The following is a 22,578-nucleotide window of genomic DNA, read 5'->3' as shown; positions in this document are numbered from 1 at the left end:
TTTCTTTGTTAATCATTGCTGATTTACCAACCCCTCCATAGGTGAAAACGCCTAAATTGGTTTCAGACCAACTCTGACCTGCTCCTGTTCCTGTTTCAAAGGTTGTCCAGCCAGTTGGTGGAAATGTTGTGCCTTCAAAGTTTTCGGATATTTGTCCGAAAACGCTGAAACCTGCGAACATAAATAATAATAAAAGTAATTTTTTCATTATAGTATTGGGATTAATTAATGTCTTTAAGTTAACAAAAATATAAACTTTTACTAAACTTCACCAATATATCGACGAAAGATGTCTTTTTGTCGATAAAAAGCTGTTTTTTGTGTATTTATTTTTGCTAATTTTGTAAAAAATAATTATTTTGAATTCGAAAAAAATATATTTTGCTTCCGACCAACATTTTGGTGCGCCAACTTCAGAAATTAGTTTTCCTAGAGAACAAAAATTTGTAGCTTGGTTAGACGAGGTTAAAAAAGACGCGGAAGCCATTTTTTTACTAGGCGATTTATTTGATTTTTGGTTCGAATATAAAACCGTTGTTCCTAAAGGTTTTGTTCGAGTTTTAGGAAAATTAGCTGAAATAAGAGACGCTGGGATTCCTATTTATTTCTTTGTAGGAAACCATGATTTATGGATGGGCGATTATTTTGAAAAAGAACTCAATATTCCTGTTTATCATGATAATCAAAAATTTACCTTTAACGGAAAAACCTTTTTAATAGGTCACGGTGACGGAAAAGGTCCTGGCGACAAGGGTTATAAACGCATGAAAAAACTATTTACCTATCCATTTTCAAAATGGTTGTTTCGTTGGTTGCATCCTGATGTTGGTGTGAAATTAGGGCAATATTTATCGGTTAAAAACAAACTTATTTCTGGCGCGGAAGACGTGAAATTTTTAGGGGAAGAAAATGAATGGTTGGTTCAATATTGCAAACGTAAATTAGAAACAAAGCATTATGACTTTTTTGTTTTTGGACACCGCCATTTACCTATGGAAATTACTTTAAATGAACAATCGAAATACATCAACTTAGGGGATTGGATTGGCTATTTTACTTACGGCGTTTTTGATGGTGAAACATTTGAATTGAAAAAATACGAATAAAAAAGTGCTATTGAAAACGAATTTGCGTTAGGGATGGAAGCGGCATCCTTTTTATTTTGACTGCCCTAAAGCAAGGCAAAATAAAAAGATATAGCGTACAGCCCGACCCTTGTGGTAACGCCCGAAAAATTACTTCTCTATTTCTAAATCTCTGAATTTTGGTGAAGCAACTGCGGTGGTTCCTGCTACGAATAACGTCATTACACCACCAAAAACTACGGCGTTTACTACTCCGAATAATTTAGATGTTAGACCGCTTTCAAAGGCTCCTAATTCGTTTGAAGAACCCACAAAAATGGAATTTACAAATGAAACTCTTCCGCGCATATCATCGGGCGTGTAAATTTGAAGAATTGTAGAACGAATGACCACGGAAAATCCATCGGTAACACCGCTTAAAAATAAAGCAATTACTGAAATCCAAAAGTTTTGGGATAATCCAAAAACGATAATACAAATTCCAAATCCGAAAACGGCTAACAGTAATTTTTTTCCTGTATTTTTTTCGATAGAAAACATCGTAGAAGCCAGCATAGTTAGTAATCCACCAATGGCTGGTGCGGCTCTTAAAATTCCGAAACCTTCTGAACCTACTTGTAAAATATCTTGTGCGAAAATAGGCAATAAGGCTACTGCTCCACCAAATAAAACCGCAAACATATCTAACGAAAGTGCGTTTAAAATAATTTTATTTTGAAATACAAATCTAATTCCGGCTTTTAAACTTTCGGAAATGGGTTCGCCAATTTTTTTATTTAAAATGGGTTTTTTACTAATTTGCAACAACATAAAAATGCCTAAAAAAATAGAAATTGTCACGAAAATCATAGAGTTGAAAACGCCAATTCCTCCAATTAAAAATCCAGCTAAAGCGGGTCCGATTACGGCAGAAACTTGCCAAGATGAACTGCTCCAAGTAGCCGCATTGGTAAATTGTGTTTTTGGAACAATTAATCCTAACAAACTAAAAACAGATGGAATGATAAACGCACGAATGATGCCGCCTAAAAAAACTAAGGCATAAATAGCATATAAAAAAGGTTGTTTTCCAATGGTTTTAGCGGTTTCAGGATGAACCAAATAACAAAATAAAATACTGATTGTTGCCGTTCCTGCAAAACATTTGAGCAACATATTTCTTTTTTCAGATTGGTCTACAATGTGCCCAGCAAACAGCGCCATAACTATAGCCGGAATTACTTCCATGAGCCCAATTAATCCTAATGACCAAGGGTCTTTGGTAATTCGGTATACTTCCCATTCTATTAAGACAAATTGCATAGACCAAGCCAATACAATGGCTAATCGCATAAGTATAAACCAACGAAATTCTGGGATTCGTAAAGCTGAAAATGGGTCTTTCTTTGTCATATTTTTTACCGCAAAGACGAGAAAATTCTCGCAAATGTCGCAAAGATTTTTATTATTTAATATTTATTTTACATTTTATTGGTTCTTACATCGCGCAATTGCAATTGTAAACTAACCGTTCCGTTCCATTCGTTTTCTTCTAAAACATAAACGGCTTCAAACGGATTTCTATTTTTTACAACATCTATTTTAGCTCCAAGTCCAAAACCAATCGCATTAAAATTTGGCGAATTATTTTGTTTCACGAAGGCTTTTAAATGTTCGGCATCGTTACCCAATGTTTTCGCATAACCCGAATCGATTATATTTTTCGAAATAAAAACTGGTGTCATATTTTCTGGTCCAAAGGGTTCAAATTGTTTTAGAATGCGCATAAATTTTTCATCAAGATCCGAAAAATTCATTTCTAAATCTACTGAGATTTCAGGAATTAATAAATCGGGAGGAATGGTTTTTTTAACTTCATTTTCAAAAGCTGCTTTGAAATTTTCGTAATTTTCTTCTTTCAATGTCATTCCGGCAGCATACATGTGACCTCCAAATTGTTCCAAATGTTCGGCACACGCTTCTAAGGCATTATAGACATCAAAATCTTTTACAGAACGAGCCGAGGCGGTAAATTTTTCACCACTTTTTGTAAAAACAATCGTTGGACGATAATACTTTTCAACCAATCGAGATGCGACAATTCCGATGACGCCTTTGTGCCAATTTTCTTGATATACAACCGTTGAAAATCGGTTTTGTTCGTTGTTTTCTTCGATTTGAAGTAACGCTTCTTTAGTAATTTGTTTATCTAATTCTTTTCTGTCCGAATTGTGCTGCTCAATTTCAGATGCAAATTGTTCCGCTTGTTCTAAATCGTATTCGGTTAAAAGTGCCACGGCTTCGTTTCCGTGTTTCACTCTTCCGGCAGCGTTGATTCTTGGTGCTACGATAAAAACCACATCGGTTATCGTTAAAACTTTTTTCTTTACATTTTGAATTAAGGCTTTAATTCCTGGTCTCGGATTGGTATTTATGACTTCTAATCCAAATTTCGCCAACACTCGATTTTCACCAGTAATTGGAACAATATCAGCAGCAATGGCAGTCGCTACCAAGTCTAAATAAGGAAGTAAATCTTCAATAGTTTGGTTTCTGTTTTCGGCTAACGCTTGAATCAATTTAAATCCAACACCACAACCACATAATTCGTCATACGGATAACTGCAATCAGTACGTTTTGGGTCTAAAACCGCAATGGCATCGGGCAATGAATCGCCAGGTCGGTGATGGTCGCAAATAATAAAATCGATGTTTTTGGCCTTAGCATAATTCACGTGTTCGATCGATTTTATTCCACAATCGAGTGCGATTATTAAGGAAACATCATTGTCTTCGGCATAGTCAATTCCGAGATAGGAAATGCCGTAACCTTCGTTATATCTATCTGGAATATACGTCGCCACATTGGGATAAAAACTTCGTAAATAACTTGAAACTAAGGAAACAGCGGTTGTTCCATCTACATCATAATCGCCAAAAACTAAAATATTTTCGTTATTGGCAATGGCTTTTTCAATACGAGAAACCGCTTTGTCCATATCTTTCATTAGATACGGATTGTGCAAATCTTCTAAAGTGGGACGGAAAAATGTTTTGGCTTGTTCAAAGGTTTCTATTCCTCTTTGAACTAATAAAGTAGCGATGATTTCATCTACTTGAAGGAAGTTTTGTAAGGCTTGTACTTTTTCTTTTTCTGGCTTTGATTTTAGATTCCAACGCATAGTGATTTTGGATTTACGGTTTGTGAATTACATTTTTGGCTTATAGTAATGAATAACAAAGATATAAATATTTTTAATATCAGCCACTGATTTCTCAGATTATAAGGATTAAATCCGTGCAAATCAAGTAATCCGTGGCAAAAAAATAGTTTAATTCACTAAGATTTACTTTTTACTTTGTCTGTAACGCTTCGTCTTCAAAATGAATACCATCCCAACCGAAAATCATAAAATTTCTTATATTTTGATGGTCGGAAGCTTCTGGTGAGTATAAAACATCTTGATAGAAATCACCGAATAACGATAAGGTTTCTTCTTTGGTAAATTGCTGTAATTGAGCAAATGCAAAAATTTTACACGAACCATTATTTTCACCAGCATTGTTTAATTGATTTCCATTTTTGAAAGTCGTAGGTGTGAAAGTATATTTTTCATCAATGAAAGTGATAGTTTCTGGGAAAGATTTTTTGTTGAGTAGTTCCATTAGGTTTTATTTATAGACCTGACAGGTTTTAAAAACCTGTCAGGTCTTTAATGTTTTATTTCAAAGATTTGCCACCAACAACTACAACAATCTCCCCTTTTGCCGGTTTTGCTTCAAAGTGTTTTAGGACTTCTTCGGCTGTTCCGCGGATGCTTTCTTCGTGCAATTTTGAAATTTCTCTGGAAACAGAAATGGGTCTATGTGCACCAAAATACTGAATAAATTCGGTTAACGTTTTGTTCAATTTATGTGGAGAAACGTATAAAATCATAGTTCTGGTTTCTTCGGCTAAAGCCAAATATCGTGTTTGTCTGCCCTTTTTATCGGGTAAAAACCCTTCGAAAACGAATTTATCATTCGGCAAACCACTATTTACCAAAGCGGGTACAAAAGCGGTAGCTCCTGGCAAACAATCTACTTCAATTCCGTTTTCTACACAAGCGCGTGTTAACAAAAAACCAGGGTCGGAAATGGCTGGCGTTCCCGCATCGGAAATTAATGCAATGGTTTCGCCACCTTTTATTCGAGCAATTACATTTTCTACGGTTTTATGTTCGTTGTGCATGTGGTGACTGTGCATGTGCGTAGTAATTTCAAAATGCTTTAGCAATTTTCCGCTGGTACGTGTGTCTTCGGCTAATATTAAATCGGCTTCTTTAAGCACGCGAATGGCACGAAACGTCATGTCGTCTAAATTGCCAATTGGCGTAGGAACTATGTATAATTTACTCATTTAAAACAATTTAAAACACAGATTACACAAATTTTCACTGATTATTTTGTGTGAATTTGTGTTTAATAAAGCAGTCTTTATTTAAATTTATTTTCTACAATTTCTAAAAATCGTACTTCAAATTCTTCTTTATTTTCCCAATTATTATAATCTGGTTTTACAAAATCTAACACAAAAGATTTTGCTTCCTCCCAATTTGTAAAAGTATTTAATTGAGATAATACTCTGTTTAAATCGTCGCCGTTTCCAGCAAATAAATTTTTCTCAAAAGCAATTTTATCATTCAATCCTAAAACAATAGCTTTACCATTTACAACTGGAGCTTCTTCAATACTTTCAGACGCTATTTCTATTTCAACTTCTAGAGTTGATTCTGAGTCTGGCAAAACTTCAGCACTAATTTCTTCGCCATTTTCTTCAATAATTTCATCTTCTGTTATGGGTTCAGAACTATCAGAAGTTGGCACATTTTCAGTTTCTTTTTTCTCAAAAAACGTATCTTGATAATCGTGAATTAATATGTCTTCCATTGAAATTTGTTTGGTCACTTTTGTACCAATAATTTCAGGATTTGAAGTCGTTTTTTTCTTCTTTATTTGAGTTTCAATTACTTGTTCTGGCTCTTCTTCTTCAACTGATTTTTCTTCAAGTAATTCTTCATCAAGTGTTTCTTCCTCAATACTTTCAGAAATAATTTCTTCTTTTTCAATCTCCTCTATTTCTTTTGATGGAAAAAGTTCGTGAGAAATATCATTTTTCTCAAAAAGTTCTTCTTCAATTTGTGCAATATGCTCTTTTGAAGCCATTTCTGGATAAATTTCCTCTTCTTCTACAACTTCAATGGATCCTACTATAATTTTCTCCACTTTTTCTTCAAAAACTTCTTCTGAAAACTCTTCATTTACCAAAGCGGTATTCGCTTCATAAAATTTTAAAAGTGCTAATTGTTCATACAATTTTTTCACTTCCTCAAGTAATTGAATGGTTTCTGTATGATTTTTGAGCTTTAATAAACGGTGCGCAATGCTAATTAATTCGCCTTCAATTTTTTTCTTCATAACTTTTTGTTTGTGTTGAACTTTTATAGCGTTGATTTTTATATTTTTGTTATTATTACAAAGGTAAAAGAAATAATGTGTATAAATTCTTGTGGAAGGTCTTTTTACAATTTTTTTTTCAACAAAAATGTACACATATTTTTATACCTTTATCTTGAAGTTAATTAATTTAGATTAAAAATGTTTTTAGAAAATACGGTAAATCAGGAAGAACAATTTGGCTGGATAGAAGTTATCTGTGGCTCTATGTTTTCAGGTAAAACAGAAGAATTAATTAGACGATTAAAACGCGCACAATTTGCCAAACAAAAGGTTGAGATTTTTAAACCAGCAATAGACACGCGATATAATGATGAAATGGTAGTATCGCACAACAAAAACGAAATTCGTTCTACACCAGTTCCAGCTGCAGAAAATATTAGAATTTTAGCACAAGGTTGTGATGTTGTAGGTATTGATGAAGCCCAGTTTTTTGATGATGAAATAATTACAATTTGCAATGATTTAGCCAATAGTGGCATTAGAGTAATTGTAGCCGGTTTGGATATGGATTTTAAAGGCAATCCTTTTGGACCAATGCCTGCACTTATGGCAACTGCAGAATATGTTACGAAGGTGCATGCTGTATGTACCAGAACAGGAAATTTAGCCAATTATAGCTTTAGAAAATCAGACGATAAAAAATTAGTAATGTTAGGTGAAACTGAAGAATATGAACCTTTAAGTAGAGCCGCTTATTATAAAGCGATGCGTGAAGAAAAAGACAAGTAAATTAAACACAAATTGCACGAATTTATACAAATTAATTAGTGAAAATGGTAGTAAAATCCAACATATTACACGAAGCCCATATAAACTTCTCTAATTCCATAATAGAATTTGAGCATATTTCTATTGATAGTCGTAGTTTACAAAACGGAAATACTACTTTATTTTTTTGTTTGAAAGGCCAAAATAATGATGCACATATTTTTATAGAAAGTTTAATTGAAAAAGGTGTGCAGCATTTTGTAGTTGAATATATTCCAGATAATGTGAAAGGAAAAGCTCATTTTTGTATAGTAGAAAACACTACAGCCGCTTTACAAAATTTGGCAAAAGCATATAAAAATCAATTTCAAATAGAAACTATCGGAATTACAGGTAGTAATGGAAAAACAATTGTAAAAGAATGGTTAAATTTTCTTTTAAGTCCAGATTATTCAGTTGTTAGAAGTCCTAAAAGCTTTAATTCGCAAGTTGGAGTACCGCTTTCTGTTTTTGGAGTAAATGAAAATCATACGCTAGGCATTTTTGAAGCCGGAATTTCTTTAAAAGGCGAAATGCAACAATTAGCAGAAATCATTCAGCCGAATATTGGAATTTTTACACATTTAGGGAGCGCACATCAAGAAGGATTTACCACTGTTGAAGAAAAAATAATCGAAAAATGTCAGTTATTTTCTAGAGCTGAAGTGCTAATCTTAGAGAAAAACGATTGGATTGAAAAACACATAACAATACCAACCTTTACTTGGAGTTTTGAAGACACCAAAGCCACTGTATTTATACTTTCTAACGTTAAAAACAACCTAAAAACTTCTTTAGAAATTCAATATAAAAACGAAATTTTTAAAGTTTCACTTCCGTTTACAGATGCTATTTCTATTGAAAATGCGATAACTTGTATTTGCACTTTATTATATTTAAATATTGCCATTTCAACAATAACGGATAGAATTTCAAAATTATATAATATAGAAATTCGGCTTCAAGCCAAAAAAGGAATTAATAATTGTTTGTTAATTGATGATAGTTTTTCAAGCGATTATCAATCGTTAAAAATTGCATTGGATTTTTTAGATCAGCAAAAACTACATCAGAAAAAAACCATTATTTTATCTGATATTTTTCAAAGTGGGTTAAATTTAAATGAACTTTATAGTAATGTAATCAAATTATTACAACAAAATAATGTTGCACAAATTATTACCATCGGAGAAACCATTGGAAAGTATTTTCAAGATGTGCCAAATGTGATTTCGTTTGCCCACACGCAGGCATTTTTACAACAATTTAATACCGATTCGTTTAAAAACGAAACCATTTTAATCAAAGGCGCCAGAAGTTTTAATTTTGATGAAATTGTTGTTTTATTAGAAGAAAAAAATCACGAAACGGTTTTAGAAATTAACCTTGATGCTCTAACTACAAATTATAATTTTTACAAACAAAAACTTCACCAAAATACCAAAATTATGGTAATGGTAAAAGCGTTTGGTTATGGAAATGGCGGCTATGAAATTGCCAAACAGCTGGAACATTTAAAAGTTGGCTATTTGGGTGTGGCTTTCGCCGATGAAGGAATTGCATTGCGCAAAGCAGGAATAACTACACCAATAATGGTATTAAATCCTGAAATTAGTAGCTATAAGGCTATGATAGCTTATCAATTGGAACCCGAAATGTATTCTCTTTCTGGAATCACTTCCTTTATTGAATTGGCAAAAGAAAAAAACCTCAACGGATATCCTATTCATTTAAAAATTGATACCGGAATGCATCGTTTAGGTTTTGAAAAATCGGAAGTTTCAGAATTAATTACGTTATTACAACACAATAATTTTGTGAAAGTAACCAGTGTTTTTTCGCATTTAGCGGCATCAGATAACTTTGATTTTAAATTGTTTACCTTACAACAAATTGAGCAATTTGAAGCGATTGCTACAGAAATTTCTACTACTTTACAAATTCAACCTATACGGCATATTTTAAATACTTCCGGGATTTTCAATTTCCCAGAATATCAATTTGAAATGGTACGATTGGGAATTGGAATTTATGGCGTAGGCAATTCGGAAGAAGAGCAAATTTCGTTGGAAAATGTGAGTGTTTTAAAAAGTATTATTTCGCAAATAAGAACCGTTAACGAAAACGAAAGCATTGGTTATAATAGAAAATTTGTAGTTCAAAAAGAAATGCGAATTGCAACAATTCCTATTGGATATGCAGACGGAATTAGACGTGCTTGGGGAAATGAAAAAGGATATGTAGTCATTCACAACCAAAAAGCCACCATTTTAGGAAATATTTGTATGGATATGCTTATGGTTGATGTAACTTCTATTCCGTGTGAAGAACGTGATGAAGTAATAATTTTTGGGGAAAACCCACATGTAGAAGAAATAGCAAGCGTTTGTGATACCATTCCATATGAAATTTTAACCAGTATTTCGCAACGTGTAAAAAGAATTTTCTATAAAAATTAAAATTATTTTTTATTTTTTTTTATAAATTCGTGAGACCAAATGTAACATATATGAAAATTATTTCTGAATTTAAAGATTTTATTGCAAAAGGCAATGTAATGGATTTAGCTGTTGGTGTCATCATTGGAGGTGCTTTCGGTGGCATTGTAAAATCACTTGTAGATGATGTAATAACACCTGCTATTCTAAGCCCAGCCTTAAAAGCAGCAAACGTAGCTGATTTAGCGCTTTTAAAAACCGATGGCGGAATTTTATACGGTAAATTTTTAGCTGCTATAATCGGGTTTTTAGTAATTTCTTTTGTGATTTTTTTAATGGTAAAATCACTTAATAAAATTAAAAAAACCGAAGAAGAAATTTCAACACCTTCCGGACCAACACAAGAAGAACTTTTAACTCAAATTAGAGATTTATTAAAAAAATAAACTGATAAGTTAGACTAGTCAGTTTATTCTTTTATCAATTTCTTACTAATAGAAATCGCATCTGAATTGGTGATTTTTACAATATAAATCCCTTTAGCTAAGTTAGAAATATTTATTTCTTTATTTGCTATACAATTGTTTTCGGTTTGAATTAATTGTCCTGTAAGCGAATAAATTTCTACTTTTTTAGCATCAACAGAAATATGAAAAGCGTTTGTACTAGGATTTGGATACAATTCCACTTTAGAAATTGCTTCAAAACTTTCATTAGATAATGCTGTAGAAACTTGATTTCCAAAAATTCGGTATTCTCCTGGACCTAATGTAATTTGCATGTTTGTTGCGGTTACATTTGTAGTTGTGTTATCCATTAAATTATACCATGTTCCGGTGTATGGAAAATCGGCAACAATATTTTGGTTACTTGTGTACAAATTTGCTAAAATGACTACATTTTTTAACTGCGTTGTTGGCAAGGCATTATCATAAATATAAATTCTTTGTTTTAAGTTGTCCGATGCATCTGGAGCAATTGCATAATCTCCGCTAAAAACAGCTTCTCCTTTTTTAAGTTTTGTAAATTTACTAAAATTAGAATAAATATTGCTTCTTGGGGTTGTTGTCAACCAGTTTTCTACCCATTGTGGTTGTGGTTTTGCAGCTAATTTACAATCCCCAGAAATGGCATCAATTTGACTATTTACGGCGCCATCTGTACAAGTAAAAATAGAATCGTCCATTCCTAATTCTTGAAAATGCCAAATCATTTTTGGGCCAGGGATTAACAAACTTATTGCACCCAGAGCTGACATTCTATTTATAGTATTGGTTTCGTTACTAAATACTGGACTTGTACCAGAATTATTTCCGAATGTTTTTGCTTCATACATCAATCGGTCTTTATCATGACTTTCAGGGTATCCTACTAAACGCTTTCCTGTAAATCCTCTACTCACGTGTCCCATTCTATTAATGTTTCCAGTGGTATTAGAATATCCCATAGCTAATTCTTTATATTGTGTAAACATTTCTCCCCACATCATAATTCCTTTCCCTTCAGATAATCTGTAATTTGCCCATTGCTGTTCTTCAAAATCAGAACCTAAATGTTCAAATATAACATAATGATTAGGGTCTAATAACCAAGAATAATCAGCATATAATTTTAAAACTTCTACTCGATCTGCTTGATATCCGTTAGTACACGATTCATTAGTATTTGTACAATTTTGAGTAAAACCTTTAGTTAAATCCCAACGGAAGCCATCAATTTTAAATTCAGTTATCCAATGTTTTAAAGTTTTGTTCACATATTCGCGCGTAAAAGTGCTTGTATGATTAAAATCTTCTCCTACGCTATAACTATGAAGTGCTACGGTATTAAAATATGGGTTGTCTGTGTTTGGTGGTCCCCAACCATCTAGAACTCCACTATTAGAGTCATTCATCCACATTCTTATTAAAGGATTTCTCCCGAATGCATGATTGAAGGCAATGTCTAATATTACTGCAATTCCATTTTGATGACATATATCAACAAACTCTTTGAATTTATTTTCAGTACCATAAAATTTATCTAAAGCCATGTGATAGGCGGTGTTATACCCCCAACTTTCATTTCCTTCAAACTCCATTACAGGCATTAACTCAATTGCATTTATTCCTAAGTTTTTAAAATACTCTATTTTATCAATTAAGTCCTGGTAATTTCTATCTGAATCAAAATCTCTTACAAGTACCTCATAAATTACTAATTTATCTTTATTTGGTTTAGTGAAGTTTGTAACTTGCCAATTGTATGGTGTTTGACCAGTTTGGAGTAGGGTAACTTCCCTTTCTTGCCCTACTGGATAAGCTGTTAAGTTAGGATATGATGATGCAGGTATCCATTGATCGTCGTATGGCGACAATACCAAAGTGGAACAAGGATCTGCAGTTTTTACTAAATTTGGTGAATTGGTTGTTGGTGTTTGGTCTACTACCCAATATTGATAAGTATATATTTGACCTGGTGTAAGGCCGGTTAATTCTAACCAAAATTTAGTACCAGATGTGTTTTTTTTCATTAGGAAAGTAGCATTAGGTAGCCAATTGTTAAAGCTTCCTGCCACATATATAAAATCTTTTCCTGGTGCTTCTAAAACTAATGTAGCTGTTGTTGCATCTGTATTATTGTAATTTATACCAATTTCCAAGCCTGTTGGTAAAAGTGCTGAAGTAACTGAAGAAGGCGCCACAATTACACTAAACGATTTAGTTAATGTAATAGTTCCTTGTGTAACTTCTAAAGTAAAATTTGTATTAGTTGTAATATTTGATGCGGTGTAGCTATAGCTTGTTGCTGCGGCATTTAAAGTATTTATAGTTGTACCGTTTGCTTTTAGCACATAATTTGCGGTTCCGTTTGTGTGATTGGCTGAAATAAATAAATTTCCACCAGAATTTAATATGGTATTTGTATTTGAAGGAGTTGCTAAATTAAAATTAAAGGCACCTACTTCTGATGTAATGTCTTGAGATTTTTTATCTCCTGTTCCGTTTTTTGCCTTAACAAGAAAACCAATTTTACCAATTCCTGTAAATCGATTATAAAATGCGTTTGGCGTAAGCGTGTAAGTGTAGGCGTCGGTTCCAGAATTGTAAATTAATTTGTTTGTTTCGTTAGAATCTGTCCATGTTCCATTGGTTGGACAATCTAAAATATTGCTATCATTAGTATCAAACGACCAAGCCCACAAATATAAATTATTACCAGAAGCCCAATTAGATTCATTTATTGAATTTCCATTAATGGTTATGGTAATGTATTGAGTGTCTTCAAATGTTGAAGGACTTATAGAATACGTTACTGTTTGCTGCTGTGCAAATAAGAATGGAGCAAACAGCAGAACTATTATATTTGTAATTTTTTTCATTTTTAAGTTTTATTAGTTCGATTAAAAACTTTTATTTACTAATATATTCGATTTTTTAAATTAAAAATGAGCTATATGAATTACATATAGCTCATTTTTTTTTATAATTAAAATTAATCTACAGAAATAACTTTTGTAGTAGTGTTAATTTTTAGTAATCTTACACCTGTAGGACCAACATATCTAAAGTTGCTATCACCATCAAGGGCATTAATTAATTCAGAGTCAATTGTGTAGCCATTAGTAACATAATATGGGTAGTTTCTATTTGTACTTCCCCAACTATCTCCACCGTCATTAGCTTCCCAAACTCTAAATGAGTCATTATTAGTTAATCTAACAGGTACTTCATATGTGTTATTTGACACAACTGGTAATTCAGTTTCGTTATTTCCAGTCCATGACCATCCACCTGGAGTTGCAGCTCCAACTAACCAGAATGAACTTGGTTCAATACCAGTAGTAACAGTACTTTTAGCTACACCAATAGTTTTAGTGTTTTCGTCAATTTTTACACGGTAAGTCCCAGGAGTTCCCATAAATTTGAAGTTACTATCACCGTCATTTGCATTTATTAATACACTAACAATTTTGTATCCTAAGTTACTGTAATATGGATAGTTTCTTCCTGAACCCCAGTTACCACTTTGTGTAAAGAAACGGAAGGCATCATTAATTAAACCTACTCTCATAGTTAATACATTATTGTCGCAAATTAAATTTGCTGGTGTATTCCAATTCCATCCGGCAGATGGTATTCCAGCTCCTACTGCAAATTGACCTAAACAACCAAAAGCAGTTATATTATATGTAATTTTATTTGAATATAATGGTATTTGCCCTGCTACAGTTGCTTTGATTCTAAAGTCTAAAGGAGTTGAAACAAATGGTACAGCACCAGCTGTTAATGCAGGAACGTTTAATTGACCCGCTGTTACAGTTGCATTTCTGTTTGTAGTAGTTGATAGATCTTGCGCATTAGAAAAATCAGAACCATTTGGCGCTAATTGTACTGTGTACGTTACACTTGAAGGTGTAGAATATTGCGCAGGATCCCAAGTTAATGTAATGGCAGGATTGTTTAATGCAGTGGCGCTTAAAATGGCACCTTCACCAGTTGTTGGTGTAATGATTTGAAATGATGGCGCTGCGGGTGTAATATAAGTTAAGTTACTCTCTTCTTCACAAGAAGACAAACCAGCAAATAAAGCGACTGTTAAAATGGATTTAAAAATATTTTTCATAATTGTTAAATTTTTAATGATTAATAACCTGTGTTTTGTGTTAAATTAGGATTTGCTGCTAAACTATTTGAAGGAATAGGGAACACTTTAAAGTGATTTGAAATCGCTACTCCACTTGAACTATTTCCTTTCCAAGCCCAGTTATAGCTTCCCCCAACATATTTGTTGAAACGAATTAAGTCTTGTCTTCTGTGCCCTTCCCAATGTAATTCTCTTGAACGTTCATCTAAAAGGAAATCTAAAGTCAAGTCTGATTGACTAATATTATTTGCTGTACTATTGTTTGCTCTTTCTCTTAAGTTGTTTACAAAAGTAACTGCTTGTGACATTGATGCGTTTGTTGCGCCTCTTTTAGCACATTCAGCATACATTAAATATACGTCGCCTAATCTGAATAACGGGAAATCAGTATCAACAAAAGTCTGATTTGAACCCGCTACACCTGTAGATGTTTTGTTTGAAAATTTTCCTAAAACATATCCTTGACCTTGAAGGGCAATATTTGTAATTTCAATCGGTCTAGAACCTGAAATAATAGTTTTTCTTTCATCTGTTGAAAAACTTGCAGCTGAAAATTTCTCAACAAATTGCTTTCTTAATCGAAGTGCGCCTCCCCAGCCACCAACACCAAATGTTGATCCGTTATTTTCAACAGAACCAACTTGGCCATTAAGGATAACAGTAGTAGGACCATAGTTTTGTGTCAACACACCATCAGATTGTAAAGTAAAAATCATTTCTGATGAAGTGTGGTTATCCGCAGTAAAATTGCGTAAGTAATTTGCTTCTAAACCATAACCTCCTCCAATTACGTTGTTACACATAGTTACACATTGGTCGTATTTGTTTTGACCCACATACACTTCAGCATTTAAATACATTTTAGCTAAAACCATCCATGCGAATGCTTTATCAACTCTTCCGTATTCATTAGTTCTAGGTGCTTTTAATGTTTGAGCTACCGCTAACATTTCACTTTCAATGTAGGTAAACAATTGTTGTCTACTATATTCTGGTCCTGCTACTCCTACAGCTTCATTTTCTGTATTAAACGGTGCTTTACCATATAAATCCATCAAATTATAATAGGCATAAGCTCTTAAAGCTCTTGCTTCTTCTCTGTATAAAGAAATGTTAGCTAGTAATGTAGGATCTGTAACCCCTCTTGCGCTTAATTTTGCAGCACTGGTTTGTCTTAAATACTCATTACAAAATGCTACTTGAGCCATAGTTCTAGAGTACATACCTAATATAATTACATTACTAGATGTCCAAGTGTTTCTTTGTAATTCGGCCAATCCTGGGTCATTTTCATAACTCCAAATTACTTCATCTGTTGTTAAGTTTTGTAAATTCCATAAACAACGTCCAAATTGACTTGTTCCGGCATCTAAACCTTCTATATTAGACGATCCCGCTCCATTTAAACCGGTTAACGATAAGTTCGCATAAACGCCTCCTAATCCTGTTTTGTATGAGCCTGGAGAGTTGAAATACGCTTCTGTTAAAAATATGTCATCGTCTTCTGGAATTACATTTAAATCATCTGTACAAGATGTAAATAATGCAAAAGAACCAATGACTACCAATAAATTAAATTTTATCTTTTTCATAATTCAATTATTTAAAATTTCATATTAACTCCAAACAAAAATTGTCTTTGTCTTGGATAAATTGTGTTATCAATACCACTAAATACTTCTGGGTCTAAACCTGAATATTTAGTAATTACAAAGGCATTCTGAACGCCTGCGCTTAATCTTACAGAAGCTTTACCTTCTAACCAATTAGGGAATGTATATCCTAATGTAATGTTGTCCATTCTTAAGAATGAGGCATCTTCAATGTAATAATCAGAGAAAATTACGTTGTTTCCTGAACTTGCAAAGTTAGAATCAAAAGTGCTTGTTGGAACATTTGACAAAATTGAATTGGCAAACATGTTATTTGTATAAGCATTAGAAGAATTAACATTGTTATACATTCTGTTTCCGATACTTGCTCTTAAGTTAAATGAGAAGTCAAAATCATATACATTCATAATAGATTGAAATCCTAATAATACATCCGGATCTGTATTGTTAAAAATGTATTTATCTTTATCGTTAACTATATTGTCGCCATTTAAGTCTGCAAAAGCACCTTCAATCGGCATACCATCTGATCCGTATAATTGTTTGTATACGTAAAAAGAGTTTGGCGTCCATTCTTCAGAGAATACTTGAATGCTTGCTCCGGTTCCTCCACCAATTCCACCAGTAGGTGTATTATTAACGGTTTTCAATTCTTTTATTCTTCTTTCAAATTTTGAAGCATTAAAATTTACATTCCAGTTGAATTTTTCCTTTTTAACAACTTCTGCATTTAAGGTAAATTCTATTCCTTTAATATCTAAACTTCCGATATTTTGTGGTCCAAAGTTTGAAAAGTTAGAACCGTCAGCAAAAGGAGCTCTAAACAATAAATCCTCAGATAATTTGTAATACCCTTCAACCGATCCTGAAATTCTGTTGTTAAACAAACCATAGTCTAAACCTACATTATATGTAGTGGTTTCTTCCCATTTCAAATTTGGATTGTATGGCTTAGGCAAACCTACAGTTAATGGAGTCGTACCAATAACGTACTGCGATCCAGGAACTCCTGTAGCATATTGAGCTTGCCAGTAATCTCTTAATCCTCCTAAATCTTGTTGTCCTGTAATACCCCAGCCTGCTCTAAGTTTTAAGTCAGAAATTGTTTTGCTATTTGCAAAAAACTCGTTGTTTAATTTCCAAGCAAACGATGCTGCTGGGAAGTTACCAAATTGATTTTCTTTAGCAAAAACTGATGTTCCGTCTCTTCTATACGTTAAGGTTAATAAGTACTTGTCTTTATACGTTAAGTTTGTTCTGGCAAAATAACCAATTAAAACCCTGTCTGTTGAATTATCAATATCTGAAAAATTGCCTGTAGGATTTAAAAGGTTTCCAGAATTATATCTTTCTTCTTCAAATTTTTGGTAAGAATAACCTGCTGTTCCTTCAAAATCTAATTGTCCGAATTTTTTGTTATAAACAAAATATCCGTCTAATAATTTATTCGTGAAAGAAGAAGTATAGTTAGATCGCTCTCCATATTTATCAGATAATGCATTACCACCATTTCCATCAGATACCGCAGAATTTTTGGCTACAGTTGGATTTCCTTCTCCTTTAGATTGGTCGTAACCGAAGTTTACAACTGCTCTTAATTCAGGTAAAAAATGTAATTTATAATCCAATTGTAAGTTACCTAAGATACGATTTACTTTACTAACATTTGCACTTTGCATAATTTCCGCAACTGGGTTTCTTGGGGCTAAAGCCGTTAGATTTCCGTTAGGGGCTGCATATTCATAAAATCCACCCCATGGAGAGTTGGCATTGTAAACCGGTTTGGTAGGGTCAAATCTAATTGCGCTTCCAATTGGTGTTCTAGCAAAATTATTTTTTTCGTTAGAAATGTTAGCATTTAAAGTTAATTTCAAATGGTCTTTAAATAAACTCGGACTTAAATTTAATCCAGCCGTACTTCTGTTAAACTTGTCGGTCATTATTAAACCTTCTTGGTATGTGTTTCCAACACTTAATCTTGCAGGAATTTTATCAAATAAACTTCCGCTTAAATTTAAGTTATTGGTTACATAATCTGTTGGTTTAAATATTTCCTCTTGCCAATCTGTGTTATAGATGGTTCTACTTTCATCAATATTTGGCGTAGTTGGGTTATCTGCAATTCCAGATGGCACACCAGGAGATCCAACTTGCGCAGGATATAATTGTTGAACTTTTGCTACAAATTCATCTGAGCTTAAAACATCAATTTTTCTGTAGTGTTTACCACTACCATATTGAAAATTGTAATCCACTTTTAACTTTTTGCCTCCTTTTTTGGTGGTAATGATAATTACACCATTAGAAGCTCTAGATCCATAAATAGCAGTTGCAGAAGCATCTTTCAATACAGAGATAGACTCAACAGTGTTTGGGTCTAAAGTTGCCAAAAAGTTTCTTGAACCTGCAGGAGACTCATTAGAAATTGGCAAACCATCCACCACAATTAAAGGGCTGCTATTTGCCGTAATTGAAGCGCCACCTCTAATTCTAATATCAGAACTAGAACCTGGTCCACCACCAGTATTAATTTGTAAACCGGCAACTCTACCATTTAATAAATTTTCAACAGTTGGCGTAGCCCCTCTGTTAAAATCTTTAGATGAAATTTGCGTTACTGAGCCAGTAGCGTCTTTTTTCTTAACTTTACCGTAACCTACCACTAAAACCTCTTCAATTCCTTGTCCGTCTTGTTGTAAAGAAACTGAAATGTCTTGTTGATTTGTGTAAGCGATAGTTTCTGTTTTAAATCCCAAAAATGAGAAAGAAACATTGTCTCCTGATTTTACATTTTTCAAAGTAAATGTTCCATCTGAATTAGTGAATGTTCCATTAGATGTTCCAGTAATTACTACTGAAACGCCAGACATAGCTTGATTGCTAGATGCGTCTGTTACTTTACCTGATAAGCTGTTTTGAGCCAAAACACTTAAAGGTAAAACGAGCATAAAAAACAGTAATTTTTTTAGCATTGTTTTCATACATTTTGTTTAAATTAATAGTCAGTTTTTTGCTTATATATTCACTTCAAAGGTTAAATTTATGTAAATTTTTCATTAATCAAAATCAATTAAAATATATTACGTTACGAAAACGTTTTCGTGTTGAAAACTTTATTATTTATGCGTCTTTTTTGCTGAAAATGAATAGGATAAATAATTTTATTATCATTAAAATTCCATTTTCATAATTTTGAAAAAAACGCCACTTTTCTACTAAAAATAAAAAATGTATATTGTAGCCGTAAATTATATTTAATTCAAAATTATAATGAGAAGAAAAGTAACCTTAAAGCAAATTGCAAAAGAGCTTGATATTTCCATTTCAACCGTTTCAAAATCATTAAGAGACAGTCATGAAATTAGTGAAGAAACAAGATTGAAAGTGAAAGCTTTTGCCAAATTGTATAACTATAAACCTAATAATATTGCGTTAAGTTTAAAAAACAAGAAAACAAAAACCATTGGAATTATAATTCCAGAAATTGTACATCATTTCTTTGCTACTGTTATTAGTGGGATTGAGCACGTGGCTAATGAATTTGGTTATAATGTTATTGTGACGCTTTCGGACGAATCTTTTGATAAAGAAGTGATAAATCTTGAAATGCTTGCCAATGGAAGCACAGACGGCTTTATTATGTCGCTTTCCAAAGAAACGCAACTAAAAAAAGATTTTCACCATTTAGAAGAAGTGATTAATCAAGGAATGCCAGTGGTACTTTTTGACCGCGTTACAAATGATGTTTTTTGTGACAAAGTTATTATTGATGATCAATTGGCGGCTTATAATGCAACTGAATTTTTTATCACAAATAAATATAAAAATATTGCCTTAATAACAACTGTAGATTATGTAAGTGTTGGAAAACTTCGTACAGAAGGCTATTTAAAGGCGTTGGCGGATTACAACATTAAACTTAATGAAAATTTAATAATAAAAGTAGAAGACATAGACCATTGTCAGGATCAAATTATCGATTTAATTACAAATAACACAATTGATGCTGTTTTTGCAGTGAACGAATTATTTGCCGTAACTGCCATTAAAGCGATTAATAAATTAGGTAAGAAAGTGCCAGATGATATTGCGGTTATAGGTTTTACAGATGGAATTATTTCTCAATTTTCAACACCAACAATTACTACGGTAAGTCAAAACGGAATTAAAATGGGTCAAAAAGCAGCAAAAATGCTAATTGAACGACTTGAAAAAGCAGAAGATGACGAACAATACACTACAGAAATTATAGAAACTGAATTAATTTTTAGAGAATCTACGACAACGTAATAGTTTATCTAACTATTAGAAAGTCAATATATTAAAAATTAATTTTTACTATATTCACTATTTTTTGAGGCAAATTTTTTAGATTATTTAAAATAATTTACTTTAATTTGTGTCAATCAAAGCTTATATTTCACTTCAAAAATTAAGTATAGTTTTGATAAGCACATAAAAAACGCTTATCGTAGTATTAATAACTAATTACGATAAATGGAAAAGCGTAAGTTACGTTTCTGGGAAATTTGGAACATGAGTTTCGGATTCTTAGGGATACAGTTTGGTTTTGCCTTACAAGGCGGCTTCATGTCAAGAATTTTTCAAACCCTTGGTGCCGAAGTAGACGACATTCCAGGTCTCTGGGTTGCCGCACCTTTAACTGGTTTGTTGGTGCAGCCAATTGTTGGATATTTATCTGACAATACTTGGAGTCCAAAATTCGGAAGAAGAAAACCATTTTTTCTTATTGGAGCCATTTTAGCTTCTATTACTTTATTTTTTATGCCACATTCTCCTGCATTATGGATTGCAGCAGGTTTGTTATGGGTTTTAGATTCTTCTATTAATATTAGCATGGAACCTTTTCGTGCTCTAGTAGCTGATAAACTACCCGAATCACAGCGTTCAAACGGATTTGTGATTCAAACGTTAATCATCGGAATTGGAACCTGGATTGCCAGTAACTTACCGTGGTTAGTTAATAAATTAGGTGTAACTAATGAAGCAAAAGCAGGTGTTATTCCACAATCGGTAATTGTAGCTTTTTCTGTTGGCGCATTTGTGTTTTTTGCAAGTATTTTATATACTATATTTACTACAAAAGAAAATCCCCCAGAAGATTTAAATCAATTTCTTGCCGAAAAAAAAGAATCTCGCTTTATTCCAGATTTACTAATTAGTTTGAAAGAAATGCCATCAACCATGAAAAAATTGGGATTAATTCAATTTTTTAGTTGGTTTGCATTTTTTACCATGTGGAGTTTATCCACACCAGCACTAACAGAACATGTTTTTCATTCTCCAAAACCAGATGTAAAAGAATTTGCGAAATTGGATAATAAAGGAGCTGTTCTTAAAAACAGCGAAGAAGAAGTAATTTTTCTAAGCACATTAAAAGAGCAAGAATATCAAGCAAAAGACAAAGTTTACAATAATGCCGCCGATTTAGTAGGTTCTGCAACTGGTGTATATGGATTGTCTTCAATGGTTTTTGCCTTGTTACTTACCTTTTATACGATGAAAAACAAAATAAATAGAAAATACATTCACATGGCATCTTTGATTCTGGGTGGATTTGGATTTATTTACATGTTTTATGCTACACCAGAAACATTAATGTATTCGTTTATATTAATTGGTTTTTCTTGGGGGAGTATTTTGTCGATGCCTTATGCTATGTTGTCAAGTTCAGTCAATCCAAATAAAATGGGAATGATGATGGGGCTTTTCAATATGTTTATTGTAATTCCTCAAATTATTGCTGCACTTGGAGGAATCAATTATTTATATAAATTAATTGGTGAAGCACACATTAATGCCATGCTTTTGGCTGGATTATTATTAATTATTGCAGGGGTATGTAATTTCTTTATTACAGATAAAAATGCAATTTCAGGTTAACAAACAAAATGAACAAAAAAGCATTTATATTCGATTTAGACGGCGTAATTGTCGACACCGCCAAATTTCATTTTTTGGCATGGAAAAAATTAGCCGATAGTTTGAATATTAATTTTACACACGAAATCAACGAACAACTAAAAGGCGTAAGTCGCGTGCGTTCGTTAGAAATTATTTTATCTCAAGGAAATGTGCAAGCGTCTCAAGAAGATAAAAACAATTGGTTGGCACAAAAAAATGAAGACTATTTAGCATTTGTAAATAAAATGGACAAATCTGAAATTTTACCTCGTGTAGAAGAAGTGCTTCAGTTTTTAAAAACAACAAACCAATATGTTGTATTGGGTTCGGCAAGTAAAAATGCCCGACCAATTATAGAAAAAGTAAACATTTTGCATTATTTTGATGCACTTGTTGACGGAAATGATGTAACCAATGCCAAACCCGATCCAGAAGTTTTTCTGCAAGGGGCAAACCAAGTTCAGGTTGATTACAAGAATGCTATTGTTTTTGAAGATTCAGTAGCAGGTATTCAAGCGGCAAATGTAGCTGGAATGACCAGTGTAGGTATTGGTGAGAAAGAAGTATTACACGAATCGGATTTTTGTTTTAGAGATTTTACAGAAATGAGTAACGATTTTATAATGCAATTAATTAACAAATAGAAATTGTCAAACTGACTAATTG

At 32.8% G+C, this 22,578-nt stretch carries 17 protein-coding genes; 7 read left to right on the top strand and 10 right to left on the bottom strand.

The genetic code is table 11. The features are described 5' to 3' along the window. Positions 1-208 (bottom strand): hypothetical protein (locus ABWP78_RS07315; protein WP_353170142.1); only part of this gene is annotated, 208 nt, incomplete at its 3' end. A gap of 142 nt (positions 209-350) precedes the next feature. Here ABWP78_RS07315 and ABWP78_RS07310 point away from each other — a divergent pair. Then, positions 351-1,106 carry a UDP-2,3-diacylglucosamine diphosphatase gene (locus tag ABWP78_RS07310; protein ID WP_353170146.1) on the top strand — a complete coding sequence of 252 codons (756 nt, stop codon included), beginning with the start codon at positions 351-353 and terminating at the stop codon, positions 1,104-1,106. A gap of 129 nt (positions 1,107-1,235) precedes the next feature. On the opposite strand, the gene ABWP78_RS07305 is transcribed toward ABWP78_RS07310, so the two are convergent. The 5 genes from ABWP78_RS07305 to ABWP78_RS07285 form a co-directional block, all read right to left on the bottom strand. Next, positions 1,236-2,477 (bottom strand): MFS transporter, encoded by a 1,242-nt coding sequence (locus tag ABWP78_RS07305; protein ID WP_353170140.1) that lies wholly within the window; start codon positions 2,475-2,477, stop codon positions 1,236-1,238. Between the two features lie 68 nt (positions 2,478-2,545). Further along, positions 2,546-4,246: a single-stranded-DNA-specific exonuclease RecJ gene (recJ, locus tag ABWP78_RS07300; RefSeq protein ID WP_353170138.1), complete on the bottom strand. Its 1,701-nt coding sequence runs from the start codon at positions 4,244-4,246 to the stop codon at positions 2,546-2,548. Positions 4,247-4,418: 172 nt separating this feature from the next. Next, complete coding sequence (locus ABWP78_RS07295; RefSeq protein WP_353170136.1) at positions 4,419-4,730, bottom strand: HopJ type III effector protein; 312 nt, start codon at positions 4,728-4,730, stop codon at positions 4,419-4,421. 55 nt (positions 4,731-4,785) lie between these two features. After that, entirely contained in the window at positions 4,786-5,463 is a 678-nt protein-coding gene (rsmI, locus tag ABWP78_RS07290) for a 16S rRNA (cytidine(1402)-2'-O)-methyltransferase (protein ID WP_353170134.1), read from the bottom strand. A 77-nt stretch (positions 5,464-5,540) separates the two neighbouring features. After that, entirely contained in the window at positions 5,541-6,521 is a 981-nt protein-coding gene (locus ABWP78_RS07285) for a DUF8457 domain-containing protein (protein ID WP_353170133.1), read from the bottom strand. A gap of 180 nt (positions 6,522-6,701) precedes the next feature. Between ABWP78_RS07285 and ABWP78_RS07280 the strand changes: the two genes are divergently transcribed. Genes ABWP78_RS07280 through mscL form a run of 3 tightly spaced genes read left to right on the top strand, consistent with a single transcriptional unit; the run spans position 6,702 to position 10,194 of the window. Beyond that, positions 6,702-7,292: a thymidine kinase gene (locus ABWP78_RS07280; RefSeq protein ID WP_353170131.1), complete on the top strand. Its 591-nt coding sequence runs from the start codon at positions 6,702-6,704 to the stop codon at positions 7,290-7,292. Positions 7,293-7,336: 44 nt separating this feature from the next. Next, positions 7,337-9,769, top strand: a complete 2,433-nt coding sequence (locus ABWP78_RS07275; RefSeq protein ID WP_353170129.1) for a bifunctional UDP-N-acetylmuramoyl-tripeptide:D-alanyl-D-alanine ligase/alanine racemase — start codon at positions 7,337-7,339, stop codon at positions 9,767-9,769. A 50-nt stretch (positions 9,770-9,819) separates the two neighbouring features. After that, positions 9,820-10,194, top strand: coding sequence for a large conductance mechanosensitive channel protein MscL (mscL, locus tag ABWP78_RS07270; protein WP_353170127.1), 375 nt, complete (start codon positions 9,820-9,822; stop codon positions 10,192-10,194). A gap of 23 nt (positions 10,195-10,217) precedes the next feature. Here the strand turns inward: mscL and ABWP78_RS07265 are convergent, their stop codons facing one another. From ABWP78_RS07265 to ABWP78_RS07250, 4 genes are all read right to left on the bottom strand, one after another. Then, the gene (locus tag ABWP78_RS07265) at positions 10,218-13,109 is read right to left on the bottom strand and encodes an alpha-amylase family glycosyl hydrolase (RefSeq protein WP_353170125.1); all 2,892 of its coding nucleotides are present in this window, start codon (positions 13,107-13,109) and stop codon (positions 10,218-10,220) included. Between the two features lie 113 nt (positions 13,110-13,222). Beyond that, positions 13,223-14,353, bottom strand: coding sequence for a SusE domain-containing protein (locus tag ABWP78_RS07260; RefSeq protein WP_353170123.1), 1,131 nt, complete (start codon positions 14,351-14,353; stop codon positions 13,223-13,225). A gap of 20 nt (positions 14,354-14,373) precedes the next feature. After that, complete coding sequence (locus tag ABWP78_RS07255; protein ID WP_353170122.1) at positions 14,374-15,966, bottom strand: RagB/SusD family nutrient uptake outer membrane protein; 1,593 nt, start codon at positions 15,964-15,966, stop codon at positions 14,374-14,376. Between the two features lie 11 nt (positions 15,967-15,977). Further along, on the bottom strand, positions 15,978-18,935 hold the full coding sequence (locus ABWP78_RS07250) for a SusC/RagA family TonB-linked outer membrane protein (RefSeq protein ID WP_353170120.1): 2,958 nt from the start codon (positions 18,933-18,935) through the stop codon (positions 15,978-15,980). Between the two features lie 322 nt (positions 18,936-19,257). Between ABWP78_RS07250 and ABWP78_RS07245 the strand changes: the two genes are divergently transcribed. The 3 genes from ABWP78_RS07245 to pgmB all read left to right on the top strand — a co-directional run bounded on the left by ABWP78_RS07245 (position 19,258) and on the right by pgmB (position 22,556). Further along, positions 19,258-20,277: a LacI family DNA-binding transcriptional regulator gene (locus ABWP78_RS07245; protein WP_353170118.1), complete on the top strand. Its 1,020-nt coding sequence runs from the start codon at positions 19,258-19,260 to the stop codon at positions 20,275-20,277. Positions 20,278-20,484: 207 nt separating this feature from the next. After that, positions 20,485-21,891, top strand: coding sequence for an MFS transporter (locus tag ABWP78_RS07240; protein WP_353170116.1), 1,407 nt, complete (start codon positions 20,485-20,487; stop codon positions 21,889-21,891). Positions 21,892-21,899: 8 nt separating this feature from the next. Further along, positions 21,900-22,556, top strand: coding sequence for a beta-phosphoglucomutase (pgmB, locus tag ABWP78_RS07235; RefSeq protein WP_353170114.1), 657 nt, complete (start codon positions 21,900-21,902; stop codon positions 22,554-22,556). Positions 22,557-22,578 lie beyond the last annotated feature (22 nt).

The organism is Flavobacterium sp., assembly GCF_040402955.1.
Taxonomy (GTDB): domain Bacteria; phylum Bacteroidota; class Bacteroidia; order Flavobacteriales; family Flavobacteriaceae; genus Flavobacterium.
This window is presented reverse-complemented; position numbering and strand designations above follow the sequence as displayed.